The 19228-nt window shown below is 67.1% G+C and carries 16 protein-coding genes; 6 read left to right on the top strand and 10 right to left on the bottom strand.

The features are described 5' to 3' along the window. Positions 1 to 105 precede the first annotated feature (105 nt). The 4 genes from PV772_RS10135 to ppsA are packed head-to-tail and all read left to right on the top strand — an operon-like array spanning position 106 to position 7578. Positions 106 to 2052, top strand: a complete 1947-nt coding sequence (locus PV772_RS10135) for a heavy metal translocating P-type ATPase (protein WP_347886059.1) — start codon at positions 106 to 108, stop codon at positions 2050 to 2052. A gap of 46 nt (positions 2053 to 2098) precedes the next feature. Further along, positions 2099 to 2560, top strand: a complete 462-nt coding sequence (locus PV772_RS10130; RefSeq protein WP_141160280.1) for a universal stress protein — start codon at positions 2099 to 2101, stop codon at positions 2558 to 2560. Then, complete coding sequence (locus PV772_RS10125; protein WP_347886058.1) at positions 2557 to 5127, top strand: cation-transporting P-type ATPase; 2571 nt, start codon at positions 2557 to 2559, stop codon at positions 5125 to 5127. The genes PV772_RS10130 and PV772_RS10125 overlap by 4 nt, the downstream gene beginning before the upstream one ends. Positions 5128 to 5160: 33 nt before the next feature. Then, a complete protein-coding gene (ppsA, locus tag PV772_RS10120; RefSeq protein ID WP_347886057.1) occupies positions 5161 to 7578 on the top strand; it encodes a phosphoenolpyruvate synthase in 2418 nt (805 codons plus the stop codon). Positions 7579 to 7628: 50 nt separating this feature from the next. Here the strand turns inward: ppsA and PV772_RS10115 are convergent, their stop codons facing one another. The 4 genes from PV772_RS10115 to PV772_RS10100 all read right to left on the bottom strand — a co-directional run bounded on the left by PV772_RS10115 (position 7629) and on the right by PV772_RS10100 (position 11985). Next, positions 7629 to 8051: an Hsp20/alpha crystallin family protein gene (locus PV772_RS10115; protein ID WP_347886056.1), complete on the bottom strand. Its 423-nt coding sequence runs from the start codon at positions 8049 to 8051 to the stop codon at positions 7629 to 7631. Positions 8052 to 8064: 13 nt separating this feature from the next. After that, positions 8065 to 10539, bottom strand: coding sequence for an HAD-IC family P-type ATPase (locus tag PV772_RS10110; RefSeq protein WP_347886055.1), 2475 nt, complete (start codon positions 10537 to 10539; stop codon positions 8065 to 8067). 69 nt (positions 10540 to 10608) lie between these two features. Then, positions 10609 to 11472 carry a universal stress protein gene (locus tag PV772_RS10105; protein WP_347886054.1) on the bottom strand — a complete coding sequence of 288 codons (864 nt, stop codon included), beginning with the start codon at positions 11470 to 11472 and terminating at the stop codon, positions 10609 to 10611. Between the two features lie 54 nt (positions 11473 to 11526). Beyond that, on the bottom strand, positions 11527 to 11985 hold the full coding sequence (locus PV772_RS10100; protein WP_307356338.1) for a pyridoxamine 5'-phosphate oxidase family protein: 459 nt from the start codon (positions 11983 to 11985) through the stop codon (positions 11527 to 11529). Between the two features lie 242 nt (positions 11986 to 12227). Between PV772_RS10100 and PV772_RS10095 the strand changes: the two genes are divergently transcribed. Continuing rightward, positions 12228 to 13910, top strand: a complete 1683-nt coding sequence (locus tag PV772_RS10095; protein WP_347886053.1) for a GAF domain-containing sensor histidine kinase — start codon at positions 12228 to 12230, stop codon at positions 13908 to 13910. A gap of 15 nt (positions 13911 to 13925) precedes the next feature. Here the strand turns inward: PV772_RS10095 and PV772_RS10090 are convergent, their stop codons facing one another. Next, positions 13926 to 14600 (bottom strand): response regulator transcription factor, encoded by a 675-nt coding sequence (locus PV772_RS10090; protein WP_168223144.1) that lies wholly within the window; start codon positions 14598 to 14600, stop codon positions 13926 to 13928. A gap of 245 nt (positions 14601 to 14845) precedes the next feature. Between PV772_RS10090 and PV772_RS10085 the strand changes: the two genes are divergently transcribed. After that, positions 14846 to 15346, top strand: coding sequence for a universal stress protein (locus PV772_RS10085; protein ID WP_347886052.1), 501 nt, complete (start codon positions 14846 to 14848; stop codon positions 15344 to 15346). 3 nt (positions 15347 to 15349) lie between these two features. Here PV772_RS10085 and PV772_RS10080 read toward each other — a convergent pair whose 3' ends face one another. The 5 genes from PV772_RS10080 to PV772_RS10060 all read right to left on the bottom strand — a co-directional run bounded on the left by PV772_RS10080 (position 15350) and on the right by PV772_RS10060 (position 19104). Continuing rightward, entirely contained in the window at positions 15350 to 15667 is a 318-nt protein-coding gene (locus PV772_RS10080) for a DUF3040 domain-containing protein (protein ID WP_347886051.1), read from the bottom strand. 41 nt (positions 15668 to 15708) lie between these two features. After that, positions 15709 to 16056 (bottom strand): SHOCT domain-containing protein, encoded by a 348-nt coding sequence (locus PV772_RS10075; protein WP_246839674.1) that lies wholly within the window; start codon positions 16054 to 16056, stop codon positions 15709 to 15711. Positions 16057 to 16077: 21 nt separating this feature from the next. Continuing rightward, complete coding sequence (locus PV772_RS10070; RefSeq protein ID WP_347886050.1) at positions 16078 to 17076, bottom strand: polysaccharide deacetylase family protein; 999 nt, start codon at positions 17074 to 17076, stop codon at positions 16078 to 16080. A 43-nt stretch (positions 17077 to 17119) separates the two neighbouring features. Next, positions 17120 to 17587, bottom strand: coding sequence for a universal stress protein (locus PV772_RS10065; protein ID WP_141181685.1), 468 nt, complete (start codon positions 17585 to 17587; stop codon positions 17120 to 17122). 74 nt (positions 17588 to 17661) lie between these two features. Then, complete coding sequence (locus PV772_RS10060; RefSeq protein ID WP_347886049.1) at positions 17662 to 19104, bottom strand: DUF4389 domain-containing protein; 1443 nt, start codon at positions 19102 to 19104, stop codon at positions 17662 to 17664. Between the last annotated feature and the right edge of the window lie 124 nt (positions 19105 to 19228).

Raw genomic sequence — 19228 nt, 5'->3', positions numbered from 1 at the left:
CATGCCAGCTTGCCGGGGCCAAATGCCCTAGCCCGGCTGTCGACGGCAGGGTAGGTTCGGCTTCATGTGTGAGGACCGTAAGAAGCACCTGCCGAAGTGTCCTGGATGAGGAAGCCCGCCGCCCCGCCTGCGGCCACCGGCGGGAGCCCGGGCAACTTGGACGCAGGGGGATCCGCTGGGTCGCCCGTCGAAAGGGCCTGGGGCTTCATGAGGCGGTATCCCGTCGTCGCGCTGACTTGTGTGGTGCTCGCAGCGGTGCTGGTGCTGCTCCAATTCGGCCTGGAACTGCAGGTCCGCGTCCTCGCGTCGGCCTACGCTGCCGTCATCGTGGTGGCACGTTCTGCCGGCATGGTCCGGTCCTTGCGGGAGGGACGCTGGGGGATCGACCTGCTGGCACTGATGGCGATCGTCAGTACGGTGGTGGTGGGCGAATACCTCGCTGCGCTGGTGGTCATCCTGATGCTTACCGGCGGCGAGGCGCTGGAGGACTTTGCCCAGGGACGAGCCGCGCGTGAACTGCGGTCCCTCCTGGACCGGGCGCCACGTTTTGCCCACCGCGAGGGAGCTGGTGCGGTCCTTGAGGACACCCCAATCGGCGACGTGGCCCAGGGGGACGTGCTGGTGGTCCGCCCCTCCGAACTGGTACCCGTGGACGGCGAACTCCTGTCCGACTCAGCCAGCCTCGATGAATCCTCACTGACCGGGGAAAGCCTGCCGGTGGAGCACACCATGGGGGAAACCCTGCTCAGCGGCTCAGTCAACGGGGTGGCCGCCATCCGCATGCGCGCCTCAGCCACCGCCGCGGACTCCCAGTACAGCCGGATCATCGCGCTGGTCGAAGAGGCGTCCAACAGCCGCGCGCCGGTGGTCCGGCTTGCTGACCGCTACGCCGTTCCCTTCACCATCCTGGCCCTGGCCATGGCCGGCACCGCGTGGCTCCTGTCCGGCGAGCCCCTCCGCTTCGCCCAGGTGCTGGTGGTGGCCACACCCTGCCCACTCCTCATCGCGGCGCCGGTGGCCTTCCTTGCCGGTACCAGCCAGGCCGCCCACAAGGGCATCATCATCAAGAACACCCGCACCCTCGAGCAGCTGGCGAAGGCCCAGACAGCGGTTTTCGACAAGACCGGAACCCTCACGTCGGGGCGCCCGGTCCTGGACCGCATCCAGGTGGCTCCGGGCCAAGGCGAGGCATTGGGCAGCCAGAGAATCCTGCAACTGGCCGCCTCCGCCGAACAGTACTCCTCGCACGTACTGGCAGGCTCCGTCATCGAAGCCGCCGCGGCCGCCGGCCTGACACTCCTTCCCGTGCAGCAGGCCACGGAAAACGCAACCCACGGCGTGGAAGCCGACTGCGACGGCCAGCGGGTGGTGGTAGGCAAAGCCGGCCTGGTGCGGAATTCCTCAACCGGATTCCAGGAGGCCACCGTCCACAGCGGACAGCTGGCGGTCCATGTGGCCGTGGACGGCGGATACGCCGGTGCCCTGGTCATGAAGGATCCGCTGCGCCGCAATGCCGTGGACACCCTGGCCCGCCTGCGCAGCCTGGGCGTGCGGAACACCATGCTGCTGACAGGTGACGCGCAGGCCACGGCAGCCCATATTGCCGAGGAAGCGGGGATCGGCCGCGTCCAGGCGGATTGCCTCCCCGAGGACAAGGTCAACACGGTGGCCGCCATCATGGAACGGCCGGTGCTGATGGTGGGGGACGGCGTCAATGATGCACCTGTCCTCGCAGCGGCGGACGTGGGGATCGCGATGGGTGCCAAGGGTGCCACCGCGGCCAGTGAATCGGCGGACGTTGTGATCATGCTCGACGACGTCTCGAAAGTTGCGCAGGCCGTGGCCATTGGCAAACGGACCGTCTCGGTGGCTTTGGTGAGCATCTGGACCGGGATAGGGCTCAGCCTGGTCCTGATGGCAATAGCCATGACGGGGTACATTCCCGCCGTCGCCGGTGCCCTCCTGCAGGAGTTCGTGGACCTGGCCACCATCCTGAACGGGCTGCGCGCGCTTCACGGTGCTGACCGGAAGCCGGCTGCGCCGCCGGCATGACCTTTGGCCCTTCCCTCGGCATTGCCCGGCCGGGATCGTGGTTCCCATGAACGCAGAAACAGGGGCCAAGCCCGTCATCGTGGGTGTGGACGGTTCTGAATACTCCTCCGCCGCGCTTCGCTACGCGGGCACGCTTGCAGCCCGTCTAGGCACCCGCCTCGAAGTCATCTCCTGCGTCGGGATGCCTGACTACCTGGTGATGTCACGCCTGGAAGGGGCGGACCGGCAATTCACCGCCAGGCTTGAGGATGCGGCGGGTCGGCTGGTTGAGGACGCCCTGGGCCGGGCCTTCTCCGGCGACCGGCCCGAAAACATCGACGTCACCATCAAGTTTGGACCACCGGCAAAGGTGCTGGTGGAGGAGAGCCGGCGGGCGCAGATGCTGGTGGTGGGACGGCACGGCGAGGGCGGCCTGCTGAAGGCAGCCATGGGCTCGGTCAGCAAGGCCTGCGCCGCCCACTCCAACTGCCCGGTACTCCTGGTAGGGCAGGAGGCGGACGCCGTGTGAGGACCGCTGAGGGCCTGAGCTCAGCGGAGGCCGCGCAACTCCTGAAACAGGCAGGCCCCAACCAGCTCCCCACTGAGAAACCCGTATCCCAGTGGCGGAAGCTCTGGGGCGAGATGACGCACTTCTTCGCCCTCATGCTGTGGTGCGCCGCCGCGCTGGCCTTCATCGCGGACATGCCGCAACTGGCAGTGGCGATCATCGTCGTCGTCATAGTCAACGGGGTGTTCGCCCACATCCAGCAGGAACGCGCCCAGCACGCCGCCGCGAAACTGCGGGGACTGCTGCCGGCGGACGTACTGGCCCGGCGGGACGGAAAGGTGCGAAAGGTCCACGCCAGTGAACTGGTGGTGGGAGATGTGGTGCTGCTGTCTGCCGGCGACCGCGTACCGGCAGATGTGGTCCTCTTGACTGCCCAGGCCTGCGCGGTGGACGAATCGATGCTGACGGGCGAAAGCGACCCGGTACCCAAAACCGCAGGGGACCAGGCCTGGGGCGGCACCTTCCTGGTCAACGGTTACGGGGAGGCCGCCGTCGCCGCAACAGGCGCCAAGACCAGGCTCGCGGGGATCGCCGCCCTCACCAGCGCTGCCGTTCCGCCACCAACACCCCTGTCCCTGGAATTGCGGCGGATTGTCCGGGTTACGGCGGGCATGGCATTGGGCATCGCGGCGGTCTTCTTCCTGGCATCGCTGCTGGTGGGATTCCAGTGGCGCGATTCGTTCCTGTTCTCCATTGGCGTTGCCGTAGCGCTGGTGCCGGAAGGACTCCTGCCCACCGTCACGCTGTCCCTGGCCATGGGCGCCCAGCGCATGGCATCGCGCAACGGACTGGTCCGCAACCTCGAAGCAGTGGAAACCCTGGGCTCAACCACTTTTATTTGCACGGACAAAACCGGGACCCTGACGCAGAACCGGATGAACGCCGTCGAAGTCTTCACGGCCGACGGCGCCATCCACGTGGCAGGGGACGGTTACGCCCCTGAGGCGCACATCGAAGGCCGTGGCGTCGAGAAAGCTGCCCAGGCCGCGCTCGCTGCCCGCACCGCTTCCCAGGGCCGTGCCGAGCTCCACGACGGACAATGGCGTGCCCAGGGTGATCCGATGGAAGCGGCCATGGACGTCCTGGCACGCAGGCTTACGGGCACAGTGTCCGGGCCCGTGCCGTCGCGGCGGTTCCCGTTCGATCCTGCCCGGCGCAGGGAGTCAGCGATCGTGGGGCAGGACCTTTTCTGTAAAGGTGCCCCGGAAACCGTCCTTCCCGTATGCGAGTCCGTTCCTGGCCCGGTCAGGGACCAGGTGGACGTGATGGCGAACATGGGCCTGCGTGTCATTGCGGTGGCCCGCCGGCGGCTTGGAGGCGCCCCTGGAACATGGCAGTCCGCCGCCGCAGCGGAGCTCGAAACGGGCATGGAACTGCTGGGCCTGATCGGGCTGCAGGACCCGCCGCGGCCGGATGTCGGGGACGTGATCCGCACAGCCCGGCAGGCAGGTCTAAGGGTGGCCATGATTACCGGCGACCATCCGGCCACCGCCGCCGCGATCGCCCGGCAGATTGGTTTGACGGGAACGCCGGAATACGTACTGGAAGGCGCAGCACTGCCGGAAGACGACCAGGTGCTCGGAGCACTCCTGGACCGTGACGGAGTGGTGGTCAGCAGGGTCTCACCCGAGCAAAAACTTCGGGTCGCCAGGGCCCTGCAGTCCCGCGGGCACGTGGTAGCCATGACCGGCGACGGCGTCAACGACGGCCCGGCCCTGCGTGAAGCCGACATCGGGGTGGCCATGGGCCTGAGCGGAACCGACGTGGCGCGCGAAGCCGCGGACCTGGTCCTCCTCGATGACCACTTCGGCACCATTGTGGCCGCCATCGAACAAGGCCGGGCAACGTACGCCAACATCCACCGTTTCCTCACCTACCACCTCACCGACAACGTGGCCGAACTGACCCCCTTCGTCATCTGGGCGCTCTCCGGCGGCCACTTTCCGCTGGCCCTGGGTGTCCTCCAGATCCTCGCCCTGGACATCGGCACCGACCTGCTGCCGGCGCTCGCCCTGGGTGCCGAGCCGCCGGGGAGGCGCGTGCTGACCCAGCCGCCCGAACGCCGGCACCTCATGGACCGGCGCCTGATCATCCGCGTGTTCTGCATCCTGGGCCCGGTGGAAGCAGCAGTCGAAATGGCCGTGTTCTCCGCTGTCCTGGCAGGCGGCGGCTGGACCCGGGGACGGGACCCACAGGTGCCCTTGCAGATGGCCGCTTCCGGGGCCGCCTTCACCGCCGTCGTCCTGGGACAACTCGCAAACGCCTTTGCCTGCCGGAGCGCAACGGTGCCCCCATGGAAACTGGGCTGGGGAACGAACCGGCTCCTGGTCTGGGCCGTGCTCGCAGAAGCTGCCATCCTGGGGGCGTGCCTGTACCTGCCGTCGCTCGCTGCGCTGCTGGGCCAGTCCCCGCCGCCCCCCGAAGGGCTCCTCCTCGCCCTCCTGGCAGCCCCCGCTGTCCTGCTGGCGGACTGGATCCACAAATCCGTCCGGGGGCGCCTGCGCCGCACCAAGGACCAAAGCCTCTGACTGCCCCCTGCTGCCCCCGGCAAGAATCGAGCCATGAGTGCCGCCGCAGAATCCTCCGTTACAGTCGCGAACGTCGTATGGATCGAGGACACCGGAATCGCGGACATCCCCTCCGTGGGAGGAAAGAACGCCTCCCTCGGGGAGCTCAGCCGGGCCCTCCAATCCGCAGGAGTCAGGGTTCCCGAAGGCTTCGCCACCACTGCGGCCGCCTACCGGGCATTCCTTGCTGCCAATAACCTGGAGCCCCGGATCAAGATGCACATGGAGGAACAGCGCGCCGGGACCCTCACGCTGCGCCAGGCGGGGGCCGCGATCCGTGAGCTCTTCCTGCAGGCAACTTTTCCGGAAAACATCGCCGCGGACATCCAGGAGCACTACCGGAACCTCTGCCAACGGGCCGGGCAGCCCTCGGTTTCCGTTGCGGTCCGCAGCAGCGCCACAGCGGAAGACCTGCCGGATGCCAGCTTTGCCGGGCAGCAGGAAACCTTCCTTAACGTGGCCGGCGAGCGCGGGGTCCTCGACGCGTGCCGGCGCTGCTACGCCTCGTTGTTTACGGACCGGGCCATCAGCTACCGCGAAATGAAGGGGTACGGCCACATGGACGTTGCCCTGTCCGTCGGCGTGCAGCGTATGGTCCGTTCGGACGTTGGCGCATCCGGCGTGATGTTCTCGCTCGATACCGAATCCGGATTCCCCGGCGTGGTGGTTATCAGTGGGGCCTGGGGACTGGGGGAGACAGTGGTGCAGGGGACCATCAACCCGGACAAGTACCAGGTCTTTAAGGGGCTCCTCGCAGACCAGCGCTTCAGTCCGGTCATCGAGAGGGAGATCGGGGCCAAAGAACGCAAGATGGTCTACAGCCAGGGCGGGGATGCCCGGACCCGGATGGTCGATACTACGGAGCAGGAGCAGCGCTCGCTGGTGCTGAATGACACGGAAGTGGTCCTGCTGGCCCGGTGGGCAGTGGCCGTAGAAGACCACTACGGCCGTGCGATGGATATGGAGTGGGCCAAGGACGGCGTGACCGGCGAACTCTTCATGGTGCAGGCCCGGCCGGAAACGGTGCAGGCGCGCCGGAGCACGTCCAGCTTCCGCACGTACCACCTGGCAAAGCCCGGCCGGGTCCTCGTCACCGGAGCAGCAATCGGCGACTCCATCGCCAAAGGCCGGGCATGCGTGGTCCAGGATGCAAAGGACATCGAGTCCTTTGTTGATGGCTCCGTGCTGGTCACCCGGATGACTGACCCGGACTGGGTGCCCATCATGAAGCGGGCCGCGGGCATCATCACCGACCACGGCGGTCCAACCAGCCACGCAGCGATCGTCAGCCGCGAATTGGGGGTGCCCGCCGTCGTGGGGTCCCGCAACGCCACCGAGGTGCTTTCCGACGGCGTCGAGGTCACCTTGTCCTGCGCGGAAGGCGAGGAGGGCCGCGTCTACGAGGGGCTGTTGGAGTTCTCCGTGGAAGACGTGGACATGCATGCACTGCCAGCCACCCGCACGGCCGTGATGATCAACATTGCGAGCCCGGCGGCAGCCTTCAAGTGGTGGCGTTTACCCGCCGCCGGCGTGGGCCTGGCCCGCATGGAGTTCATCATCAACAACCTGGTCCGCATCCACCCGATGGCACTGGTCCATCCCGAAAAAGTTGCGGATCCGGAAGAGGCGGCCCTGATACGGCAGCTCACCAGCGGCTACCCGGATCCGCAGGAATACTTTATCGACGTGCTGGCAACCGGAATAGCCAAGATCGCGGCGCCATTCCACCCCAAGCCGGTGATCGTCCGGCTCAGCGACTTCAAGAGCAACGAATACAGCCACCTCATTGGCGGCAGTGCTTTCGAGCGTGCAGAGGAAAATCCCATGCTGGGGTTCCGCGGCGCTTCACGCTACTACAGCAGCCACTACCGTGAAGGGTTCGCATTGGAGTGCAGGGCCCTCAAACGCGTGCGGGAACGGGCTGGATTCGGCAACGTCATTGTCATGGTTCCGTTCTGCCGCACCGTGCGCGAGGCGGACCAGGTCATCGAGGCGATGGAGGAGCAAGGGCTGGTCCGCGGCCAGGAAGGGCTCCAGCTCTACATGATGTGCGAAATCCCGTCCAACGTGGTCCTGGCCGGGGAATTCGCCAAGCGTTTTGACGGCTTCTCCATCGGGTCCAACGATCTCACCCAGCTGGTGCTGGGTGTGGACCGCGACTCCGAGGAGCTTGCAGGATTGTTCGATGAGCGGGACCCGGCAGTGATGTCCATGATTGCCCAGGCGATCAGCAAGGCCCACGCCGCCGGCATCAAAATCGGAATCTGCGGACAGGGGCCCAGCAACCATCCGGACCTGGCGGAGTTCCTGGTCAGGGAGGGGATCGACTCGGTGTCCCTGAATCCTGATACCTATGTCAGGACGCTGCCCGTCATTGCGGCGGCGGAGGCAGCCCTGGCCAAGGGGCAATAAACTGCCTGGCCCTCACAGGGCCAGGCACCGGCGTCGTAACCTGGCTGTCCCTAACCCCGGCTGATGGGGATCTTCGACGCCGCGGCTGCCTGCCCCTGGTCCGGCATTGGCGCCCGGACTTCTAGGACTCCATCCTTGTACGATGCCGTTACGTCGCCCTGCTGAACTCCACTTGGGAGGGGAATCCGCCTGACAAACGAACCGTAGCGGAACTCGGAACGGTAGCTGTCCTTGTCCTTGTGTTCCTTCTTTTCCTGCCGTTCGCCTTTGATCGTCAGGACGCCGTCGGTGACCGTCACGTCCACGTCCTTCTCCGGGTCGACGCCAGGCAGTTCGGCCCGCACCACCAGCGTATTGCCGTCCACCATCTCTTCAACCCGGATGGCGGACGTCCCCACATCGCCTTCAAAAAGCCGTTCGATGACGTCCATGGGGGAGCGGCGGTTGTCGAACCATTTCATCAGGTCATTCATTGTTGTCTCCTGCTCAGGTGGATGCCGGTCCATCGCGTTGCCCGGCAGTTCCACCATCCCCTTCCCGGGAATCCGGTTCCAGAGTCAAAGGTCCCAGCCCTGTTCCGCGGGCAGGCGTGGACGGCCGGCGGGTGAAACGGCCAACAATTTCGATGGCCAGGCACCCGGCAACCGCAACCGCAACGGACACGGCAAGGAGTCCGGAGGGCGGCCACTCCACCCGGAAGAAGTCCTGCGTCAATGGGAGGCTGAACAACAGGACCAGTCCCGCGTACATCCCGGCGAGGATCAGCACCTTGGTCCAGTTGAGGGGGCGCGATGCCATCACCAGGATCCACGCCGCCACCAGTCCCAGGGTTATGGTGGCCGCAGACTGCGCGGACGCAAGGCTGTGTCCGCCCCATAACTGCCCATACGCGCTGACCGCCAGGACGCACAGGGCCGTGCAGATTCCTGCCGGGACCGCGAAGGTCAGGGAACGCCGCAGGAACCCGGCGGCGTAGCGCTGGCCGCCTGGCTGCAGGGCCAGGAAGAACGCCGGCAGGCCGATGGTCAGGCCGTCCAGGGCGGAAAGCTGGCGCGGCAGGAACGGAAAGGCCAGTAACAGGATGCCGGTGACCACGGAGATGACCGTTGCGTAGACGGTCTTGCTCAGGAAGACCAGGGAGACGCGTTCGATGTTGCTGATGGCGCGGCGTCCCTCGTCCACTACAGCGGGCAGCCTTTCGAAACGCCCGTCGAGGAGGACCATACGTGCCACGGCCTTGGTCGCAGGCGACGCCGAGTCCATGGCGATTCCCAGGTCCGCCTCCTTGAGGGCCAGGACGTCGTTCACTCCGTCCCCGGTCATTGCCACGGTATGTCCCCGTCGCTTCATGGCCTGGACCAGGTCCCGCTTCTGGGATGGCGTCACACTTCCGAAGAGGTCTTGGGACTCGACGACTTCCTCCAGCAGGAGCGGATTGGCGGGAAGCGTCCGTGCGTCGTAGGCAGTCCCGGTTCCAAAGCCCACCCCGCGGGCCAGCGCTGCCACCGTCCGGGGATCGTCACCGGAGATGATCTTGACGGCAACCCCCTGCCGGCGGAAGTATTCCAGAGTTTCCGCGGCGTCGGCACGAATGCTCTCACGGAAGGTGAGCAGCAGGACCGGCACCAGCTCCGGCGGCAGGTCAGTCCCTGCGGCATCCGGCGGCAGCGGTCCCGGAAGATGTGCCAGTGCCAGCGTTCTCAGCCCGGTGGATGCGAGGGCAACCGCCATGCCGTGCACCTTGCCGCAGCCCGGGGAGCCGAGCACCGAGTCGGGGGCTCCGAGGACCCACGTTCCGGGAGCGGCGGATTCCGGCGCGAACGTCACCGAACTCCACTTCCGGGCGGAGGAGAACGGGACTGAATCCTGCTCCGTGAGCGGAATGTCGGCAGGAAAGGCTGCCCCGATCGCCGCAGCGGTACTGCTCGCGTCCGGGCTGGCGCCAAACCATTCCACCGCCCGCCGCCACCCGCCTGGGCGGACGTCCCCGGCATGGTGGACGGCATCGAAGACCATGGAGCCGGAGGACAGCGTGCCCGTTTTATCCAGGCAAAGGACGTCCACCCGTGCCAGTACTTCCACGGCGGCGAGTTCCTGGATCAGGACTTTCTGGCGGGCAAGCCGGAGCCCGCCGACGGCAAACGCCACGCTGGTCATCAGGAGGAGCCCCAAGGGAATCATGGCCATGATGCCGGCGACGGCTCCCACGACCGCCGGTACCCACCGTCCCGATCCCATCGCTCCGCCCCAACCGCCCTGGTCCTGCATCTGCGCATTAGTGAGCAGCAAGGCAACGGGCAGGAGCAGCCAGGTGATGACGGTGAAGACTTTCTCCAGGCTCCTGCGGATCTCCGACGTGACCAGGGAGAACCGCCGTGCCTCGGCGGCCAGCCGGTAAGCGGACGTTTCAGGTCCAACCCGGAGCACGGTGGCTTGCCCGTTTCCCGCGAGGATCAGTGAACCGGACAGCAGGACGGCCCCGTCCTGTTTGGGGACGGGCTCGGATTCGCCGGTCAGCAGGGACTCGTCAACTTCGAGCGGGCTGTTGCCGATAAGCAACAGGTCTGCCGTGACCTGGTCTCCGGCATTGAGCACAACGAGGTCATCAGGAACCAGATCTTCCGAGGAGATGACTTCCCGGGCACCGTTCCGGACCACCATGTTCCTGGCTGCCTGCAATATGGCCAGCTGGTCGAGGGACCGCTTGGCCCGGTACTCCTGGATAATGCCGATCAGTGAGTTGCTGACTGCTGACAGGCCGAAGAGCGCATCCCGCCACTGGCCCAAAACCAGCAGCAGGATGAAACACCCTCCCACCACCGCGTTGAAGAGGGTGAACACATTCGCCTGGATGATCTCGCCGGCACTCCTGCTGGTTGCCGTCGGCACACTGTTGACCCGCCCGGCAGCGGTCCGCTCACGTACTTCGGTGGTGGAGAGCCCGTCCCGGGAACGGCGCATGTCCACTCCCGGGCGCGGTGCACTGGGGTCCGCAGGTATCGGCATCGTGCGGCCAGGCGGCAGGCCCGGTCAGCCGTCGTGTTGCTTGTGCATCCGGGTGATCACGGTGGGGCACGGTGGTTGGGTGAGCACGGCATGCGCCGTGGACCCCAGGACGAACCTCCCGAAGCCACCTTTTCCGCGGCTTCCCAGGACCAGCAGCCGGGCGCCGGCGGCAGCGCGCAGCAGGGCGTCCGCCGGTTCCAGCACGGTTTCCATGACGGCGTGTACCGCGAGGTCCGGATAGTCCTGCCGGAGGCCGGCCTCTGTTTCGGACAGCACGATCCGTTCCTCCTCGACCACATGGGTGGCGAAGCTGCTCTGCGGGAGTCCTGCAGCGATCCACCGGTTGGGGCCGGTGAAAGCGTAGAGAATGGTCAGCTCCTCGCCCAGCGCGTCCGCTTCGGCGGCCGCGAACGCTACTGCCTGGGTTGCCTCCCGTGACCCGTCCACGCCGACCAGGATGCCGCGGCCCTCCGACTGGCCGTCGCCGATGACGGCCACGGGGCACTCGGCCGTTGCAGCCGCCTGGAGCGCCCGGTCCTTCAGGGCGCCGCGGTTGTGCCCGCTGGTCCCGATGACAAGCATGGAGGCATTCTTGGAATAATCACCCAGTGCAGCCCCCACGCCGCCTTCGAGGAGCTGCAGCGAGACCTCCAGGCCCGGTTGGGCGGCGGTGGCCTTTTCGCCGGCCTCCTTCAGCAGCCCAAGGCCGGATTCACGCAGGACTTCCAGGTAGGGCAGGACTTCTGCTGCCATCCAACGGTCGTCAACAACGTTCACGACGGCGAGCGGGCAGTGGAGCCGGTTGGCCCGGGCAGCTGCCCACATCAGGGCAGCATTGGCCGCGGAAGTTTCAGAGATGCCGACGGCGATTGGCTTGGCAGGTGCCATGGGGACCATCCTTTGCTGGTTCTTCGTGAGTGGTGAGGGGTGGGGCTGCATGGCCTAGTCTGCGGTGGGCTCCCGGGGCGGCCACCAATGGGTTGGGGCAGAGATGACGAACCGGCGGCCGTTGATGTCCTCCGGCGTGATCCGGACCAGGACGTTTTTCCGGCCCGGCTGCCACGGGGACAGGCCCGCCTCCATGGCATCCCTGATTTCCTCGTCGTCGGACACCACCATGGCATGGCCCTTCAGGATGACGCTCCAGGCGATGGTGCCGTACTGGTTCATTCCGTCCGCTTCGACGGCCACCGCCTTCCGGTCCGGAAGGGAGGCCAGCTTTGTTCCTTCGCCGGTACGGATGAGCAGCGTGCCGTTGGTGGGGACAAAGTTCACGGGGTAGTTTTCCACCCCGCCCCCGTCGGTGAAGGCGATCCTGCAAAGGGACGTGGATCGGAGGTACCGCCAGCAGTCGTGGACGCCGAGTTCCTTGATTTCCGGTTCTGTCGCTGCGCTGTTCATGGCCGTAGCCTAGGGCGGTGGGCCCGCCGCGGCTAGGGAAGAAGGTCCCGCCCAACGGGCCGGGGGCCGATACCAAGACTACTGAGGGTATTTTTCGCCCTGCTCTCCTACCATTGGAGGAGAAGCGTCTTCATGCTCATGTGAAGGCGGAATTGGGGGCGGAGGCCGGCACTTCCGTTTCGGACACTTAGACCGCGCCAGGGATCCGCAGCGCCGCAGGTTCCTTCCGCAGGAGGTGGGACGTGGGCACTGAGCAACCGTGGCGGTCCCCGACGCGGGACACGGTGGAGGACCTGCTCCGGGACTTCGCTGTCCGGGGAGACGAACCGCCGGACAACCAGGAACGGATCAACGGACTGTTGGCGGCCGTGGTTGCGCTCGCCCAGGACCTTAGCCTGGAGGCCGTTTTGGACCGCCTTGTCCGTTCTGCCTGTGCCTTGGTTGGGGCGGGGTACGGCGCGCTGGGTGTCATCGGCGAGGACCGCAGGCTGAGCCACTTCATAACCGTGGGCATCGATGAGCAAGGTATCCGTGCCATTGGCGAGCTGCCCACCGGCCATGGCGTCCTGGGCCTGCTCATCCGCGAACCGAAGCCCCTGCGCCTCCACGACCTGGGCCGGCACCCCATCACCTCCGGGTTTCCGCCGAACCATCCGCCCATGAAGACCTTCCTTGGCGTCCCTGTCCGCGTACGCGACGAAGTGTTCGGAAACCTCTACCTGACCGAGAAGCAGGGGGGCCAGGATTTCACCGCGGAGGATGAGGATCTCGCCGTTGCCTTGGCGGCCGCGGCCGGAGTGGCAATCCAGAATGCCCGCCACTTTGAAGACAGTAGCCGGCGGCAGCGATGGCTGGAAGCAGGCATGGAACTGAGCAGCCGCTTAATCATGGCCTCCCAACCGGGGGACCCGGATAACCTCGACCTCGTTGCCGGCACCGCATTGAAGGTCTCCGACTCGGTGCTTGCGGTGATCGCCGTTCCTGCCGGTGACGGAGCCCTGAGGTGCCGGTCATGCCTTGGTGTCCAGGGCCTCCAGTCGGGCCAGGAACTGATGGCCTCCAGTGCCGTGTCCAACGTCATCCAGGACGGCGGCTCATTCGTGGCGCGGGACCCGCGTCAGGTTTTCGACGGCGAGGTGGCGGAGAAGCTCGGCTCCGTCCTGGTGTGCCCGCTGGGGCACAGTTCCGCCAACAACGGGGTGCTCCTCCTGGCCCGCGCCCACGGGGCCCCCGTGTTCACGCAGGCGGAAGCGGAGTCCAGTGCCGTTTTTGGAAGCCGCATCGGCCTGGCGCTGGACCTGGCCCGCGTGAACGCACTGCGTGAACAGAACCTCCTTTTCACCGACCGGGAACGGATTGCCCGGGACCTGCATGACCTGGTGATCCAGCGACTGTTCGCAGCCGGACTCAGCATCCAGAGCCTGCGCCGCTACACCCTTGACCCGGTAGCGCACGAACGGATTGCCGCCGTGACCACCGAACTCGATGACACCATCCGCAAGCTGCGGGACACCATCTACTCGCTCAGGACCGCTGACGAGGAACGCGAACCGTTGACCGGCCGGATCCTGCGCGTGGTCAGGGAAAGCTCCCGCAGCTATGCGGTGACGCCCAAGGTGTCCCTGGACGGGCCGGTGGATTCGGTGGGGGAAGACGTGGCCGTCCACCTGCTGTCCGTGGCGTCGGAGGGGCTCAGCAATGCCCTGCGGCACTCGGGGGCGGAAGACATCCAGGTGTCGGTGTCCGTGGGCCGGGACCAGGTGCAGCTCCTCATCAGCGACAACGGCCGGGGCTTCGCCGAACCGGGCCACGAAAGCGGCCTGGCGAACATGCGCCAACGCGCAGTCCAGCTGAAGGGCAGTTGCACCATTGACAGTGCGCCCGGCATGGGCACCTGCCTGAAATGGTCGGTCCCGCTGGCGTAGCCCCAGGCGGCGGCGTCAGGCAGGGTCCGTGGAACTCCTGGTGACGAAGACTGCTGCCTGCGTCCGGCGCTCGAAGCCCAGTTTGGCCAGGATCGACGAAACGTAGTTCTTGACGGTTTTTTCGGCCAGGAACAGGTCATCGCCGATTTGGCGGTTGGTCAGCCCCTGGCCGATCAGGGCCAGGACCTTCTTCTCCTGCGCGCTCAAGCCGTCCAGCCGGGGGTCGGTAGGCGCTGTGGACAGGCCCGCAATGATCTGCTGCTCAACTCCCGGATCAAAGAGTGACTCACCGGCAGCAGCCCTCCGGATTCCGGCCAGGAGGTCATCACTCCTGATCTGCTTCAGGATGTACCCGGATGCGCCGGCCAGGACCGCTCCCCGGAGGGCCTGTTCGTCGTCGTAGCTGGTGAGGATCAGGCAGCGCAGGCGGGGATCAAGCGAGCGCACATCCCGGCAGACCTCGATCCCCGTGCCGTCCGGAAGCCGGCCGTCGAGGATGGCGATGTCCGGGTGCAGCGCGGGGATGCGCCGCGTGGCTTCTGCCGCGGACCCGCTCTCGCCCACCACGAGGAACCCTTCGCCCTCCAACAGGTCCTTCAGCCCCTGCCGGACGAGTTCGTGGTCATCAAGGATGAACACACGGACCTGCCCGGGAGATCCCGCCGCTTCATCAGCCCCAGTCTCATGCATCTGCACCGAACGCTCCCACAATCTCCACGATTCAACCCGCCTGCGCGGGGCGGCCCCCGGGAAGGGCCTGGTCCCATTGTTCCCTGCGCAGCGGTGCGCGGGAAGGGACCAAAGTCCGGCCGGCCCCGCAGGTCGCCGCCGCGGCTGCGGCCGGTACTACAGCAGCGTTCCGCCGTGATGACCTTTGGCCCTGTTCTCCGCACCCCTTCCGGTCCACGCTGGGGTGGGAGGAAACAGGAGGCAACGTGGCAGAACATGGGAACGGGGCGGCGGTGCACGGCTCCGGCCAGCGTCCCAGGATCATTGTGGGAGTGGACGGATCCGAGGCATCCGTCGCAGCGCTGCGGGTGGCCCGGGCCATGGCGGAGCCCCTCTCAGCACCGGTGGAAGCCTGGGCGTGCTGGGACGTTCCAGCGGGCTACGGGGTGTACCTCGCCGTGGGGATCGAGGGCTTCAAGTATGCCGCCGACCAGGTACTCCAACAGACGCTGGCGGACGCTTTCGGTGAGGTGCCGTCCTTCGTGCACCCCCGCCTGGTGCGCGGCAGGCCCGGCCCCGCACTGATCGATGCGAGCCGAAACGCCTCACTGCTGATTGTCGGGAGGCGGGGGCACGGAAACTTCGTGCCCGGATCGGTCAGTTCAGCCTGCGTGAGCCATGCCTACTGCCCGGTGCTGGTGGTGCACGCCCCGGAAGCCGGAGCCAAGGCTGACGCCGGCGCGGCCCATTCCACTGCCGCGCCCTGACGCTTATTCGCTGTTGCCTTCCAGTTGGGTGACATGGCGGTTGGTGGTGCGCAGGGACCAGCGGAGGTCCTTGATGGCCCAGTAGGCTGCCCCGTTCATGACCGCGAACCCCGCGATACCCAGCAGCGGGACCCGGACCACCAGCCCCAGGATCAGGACGGCCGCGCCCGCGGCAACCAGGGCCAGTCCGCGCCGGAAGCGGGTACGCAGCGAAACGGCAAAGGCATCCTTGTTGAGCAGGGCTGCCAGCCTTGGGTCTTCCGACTCCAGGGCATTGCTGATCAGGTCGAGTTCGCGTTTCTCGAATTCAGAGAGTGGCATGGCTGCAGCCCACTGTCCTTTTGCCTGCGGGAAGGACGGTCTCAGGGACCCGGGTGGCCGCGCAGGACGGCCAACCTGTTTTGGTATTCCGCGGCGTCGATCTCCCCGCGGGCGAAGCGCTCGGCCAGTACGTCCTCGGCCGTCCGAGGGGGCTGTGGATGGGCGCCGTAGGGGGAGGGTGCCCGCAGGGAACGGGCCAGCAGCACGATGCCGGTAATGATCGCACCCCAGACCACCACCATGCTGATGCTCATCAGGACATAGCCCCACAGGCCCATGCCATCGTTCCAGCCGTACACTTCCGCGACCTCCGGTCCCATGAAGGCGGACGCCAGCCGCCCGCTTTCCGTTCCAGTATCTGGCCCCACAGGGGTGCGGGGGAGAGCCATTGGTCCTGTTCCGGCCCGGGGTCAGTGGCCCAGCAGGGCGTCGAGCGTGGCGAAACCATACCCCGCCGCCGTGACGCGGTCGATGACCCCGGGGAGGGCGTCGGCATCGAGCGTGGTCCCGTCGTCGGGGTTGGACCCGATGTGCATCAGGACGATTTCGCCGGGCCGCAGTCCCGCCTGGACGCGGTCTGCCACCGTTTGGACGTCCACGCCGCCGCTGGTCCCCTTCCAGCCCAGGGTGTCCACGGTCCACCTCACGGCCGCATAGCCCAGTGTGTTGACCGCCGCGATGGTGCGCGCGTCGCGTTCGCCGTAGGGGAAGCGGAACAGCGGCCTGGGGTCGGCACCGGCCGCCAGGATGGCCTGCTCTGCACCGCGCACCTGCTGGACGATCTGGTCATCGCCCAGCCCGGTGAACACCGGATGGGTCATTGAATGGTTGGCCACCCGGTGCCCGGCGGCCGCGATCTGCGCCACGGCCTGCGGGTTGTTCGCCGCCCAGTTCCCGGTCAGGAAGAAGGTCCCGGGCACGCCGCGGGCGGCAAGGGCGGACAGGATTTTTGGCAGCCCTGCCGCGTTGGCTCCCGCGTCGAAGGTGAGGGCCACTACGCGGCCGGCGCCGGGGATTACCGTCAGGTCCTGGCCGCGGAGGGACTCCGGAAGCTGCACCGGCCGGGGCGGTTCCGGAGGCTGGTCCGGCGCTTCGGGTGGCCCTGGTTCGGGAACCGGTGGCGCTGGAACCGGCGGCTCGGTCACGGGTGGCTGGACCGGAGCCTGGCCTGCCTCGGGGGTGTCGGTTTCCTGCAGCTCCTGCGCCGGCGCGGAACGGCCCGGAGCCGGCGGACTGGGTGATCCCGGCGGCGCCGGCGGAAGCGCCACTGATGGGGACGGAGCGGCCGACGGCGGTCCGGCCGTGGGTGCCGGAAGCAACAGGGCCAGGATGATGGCGAGGACCGCCAGGGCGGCGGCGAGCGCCATCGCGGCCGCCCGTCGTCGTACCTCACCGGCCGGCACCACCATCACCTGCCTTGGATGTCAGCCGTCCTTGCCGCCGATGTTCCGTTCAGGAACCTTTGGGGCCGCCGGGTCCGGTCTCCGGAGTGTGGACTACCAGCACCGGGCAATGCGCGTGCGCCACGATGGCGGAGCTGACCGAGCCCAGGAGCAGGCCGCCGAACCCGCCGTGCCCCCGCCGGCCCACCACGACCATGTCGGCCTCGCGGCTGGCGTCGATCAGCGCTTCGCGGGGATGGCTGCGGACCAGGGTCGACGTGACGTTGGCCGGTGTCTCGCCTCCGAAGGCTTGTTCCACTGCGTCGTCGAGGACTTTCCTGGCACCCTCCTCGAAGCCCTCGACGCCCATCATCACGTAGCCGCTGTACATTTGCGGGTATTCCCAGCAGGCAAGGGCCTGGACCTTGGCGCCGAGGGGCATGGCCATCCTCTGGGCCTGCCGAAGTGCCTCCACGGACGCTTCCGACCCGTCGACGCCCACTACGATCCTGGCTATTGGTGCCCCGGCAATGCTCATGTCTGCTCCCTCATCGGACCCGCGTTGTCCCGCCCATCATGCCTGCGGATGCGTGCTGGGGCTAGGGCCGAAGGTCATGGCGCAACGGGCGGCGGCGGCACGGCCGGGGGAAGGGGCGGGGCGGGCCAGCCGGGTTCGGCGGCGCCCTGGTCCAGCCGGAAGGGCGGATATTCGTCCCGCATCAGCGCGGTGTACACCAGGACACGGTAGATCCAGCGGTCGATGCCGAGGATGAAATCGAAGAGCGGGCGCTGGTACCGGCCGGTGAACAGCAGGATCACTGCCGCGACCAGCACCAGCAGGCCGAGCAGGGACAGGCCGGAACCCCGTTCGTAGGTGCTGCCGAAGACGTTGTCGTCGGCCTGCCACCGCCAGACAGCTCCCGTGGTCCCCGCGAAGGCGCCCACCAGGAGCAGGTGGGGGACGGCCAGGAGCCACCACTTGACCAGGACCAGTCCGCGCGAGAGCCGTTGTGGGTAGTCCACCTCGAAGTCGGCGGGGTAGTTGGCCCGTTTTAGCGTGAACGGCGGGTAAAGGTCAGTCCCCACGGCGGCGTAGGCGTAGAAGGCCACACGCCAGTTCCACCGCAGGACGCCTACGTTGAAGTCGAAGAGTGCCCGCGGGTAGCGGCCGGTGAACAGGATGGCGAACCCGGCCACGATGGTGGTGATGGCGAATGCGAACCAGAGGAAGAAGAGCAGGATGAAGTGCGGTATCGCCAGGAACCACTTGACCAGCCACATCCACCGGGTAAGGGCCGGATCAATCTCGCCGTAGAGCCGGGCCGGGTAGCCGGGGAGCCCTTCGGCCGCTGCTGTTCCCGCGGGGGATGGCGCTGGGGGAACTGTATGCCGGCCCAGCCCGGCGGCCCCAATAATAAGGAGGGGAACACCGATCAGCAGGGCGATGATGCCGCCCACCAGCAGTCCCATGGCGGCCGGCCGGATCAGGTCGGAACGGAAGCCGGCCTGCGCCTGCACATCGATCCCGGCGGAGGCGTCCGCGTTCATTACCACCACTTCCCAGGTGCCGGGCGTGATGTTCCAGGTGAGCTCCTGCGCTCCCGTTCCTGACGCGGAGGCGGTCCAGATGCGCTGGTCCGCGGGCGGTGAAGCCGGGTTGCCGCCCGGTACGTCGCGGTATTCGGCGCGGAACGGCCGCTGGCGGATGTTGAGCAGTTCCGAGTGGTGAACCCCGGAGAGGTACTGTTCGGCGTCGGCCTGCGGGGCAATGCCGATGAAGACCGGTTTGTCCGCGGCCACCGGTTCAACGCGCAGCCGCAGGGTGCCGACGTCGAAGGGCAGCCTGCCCGGAACATCGTCTCCGATGGAGTCGGCGCGCGGGGAGGTCAGGGCGTAGGAACTGACGGAGAAACGGGACGTGCCGGACGTGAGGTAGCCATCTCCCTGGATGGTTCCCACGGCTGACGCCACGGCCCCGCCTGCCAGCGCGCCCAGGCCCGGGAGGGTCAGCAGGATCCCGAGGATGAGCATGATGATGGCCGCGGTCTTCTTCATGGCATTGGACCTTCCGCGTTGCGGGGCGGCCGGCGCTGCGGCCTAGATGTACTCAGTCAGTAGGTTGGTTGCACCTGCTGATGGGTGCTTTGCCTCCGAGGCTGCCGTGGGGCCGGTGGTTGTT

It is taken from the genome of Pseudarthrobacter sp. CC12, assembly GCF_039907755.1.
In the GTDB taxonomy this organism is placed as follows: domain Bacteria; phylum Actinomycetota; class Actinomycetes; order Actinomycetales; family Micrococcaceae; genus Arthrobacter; species Arthrobacter niigatensis.
The sequence above is the reverse complement of the archived record's forward strand: the minus strand, read 5'-3'. Positions and strand labels throughout refer to the sequence as shown.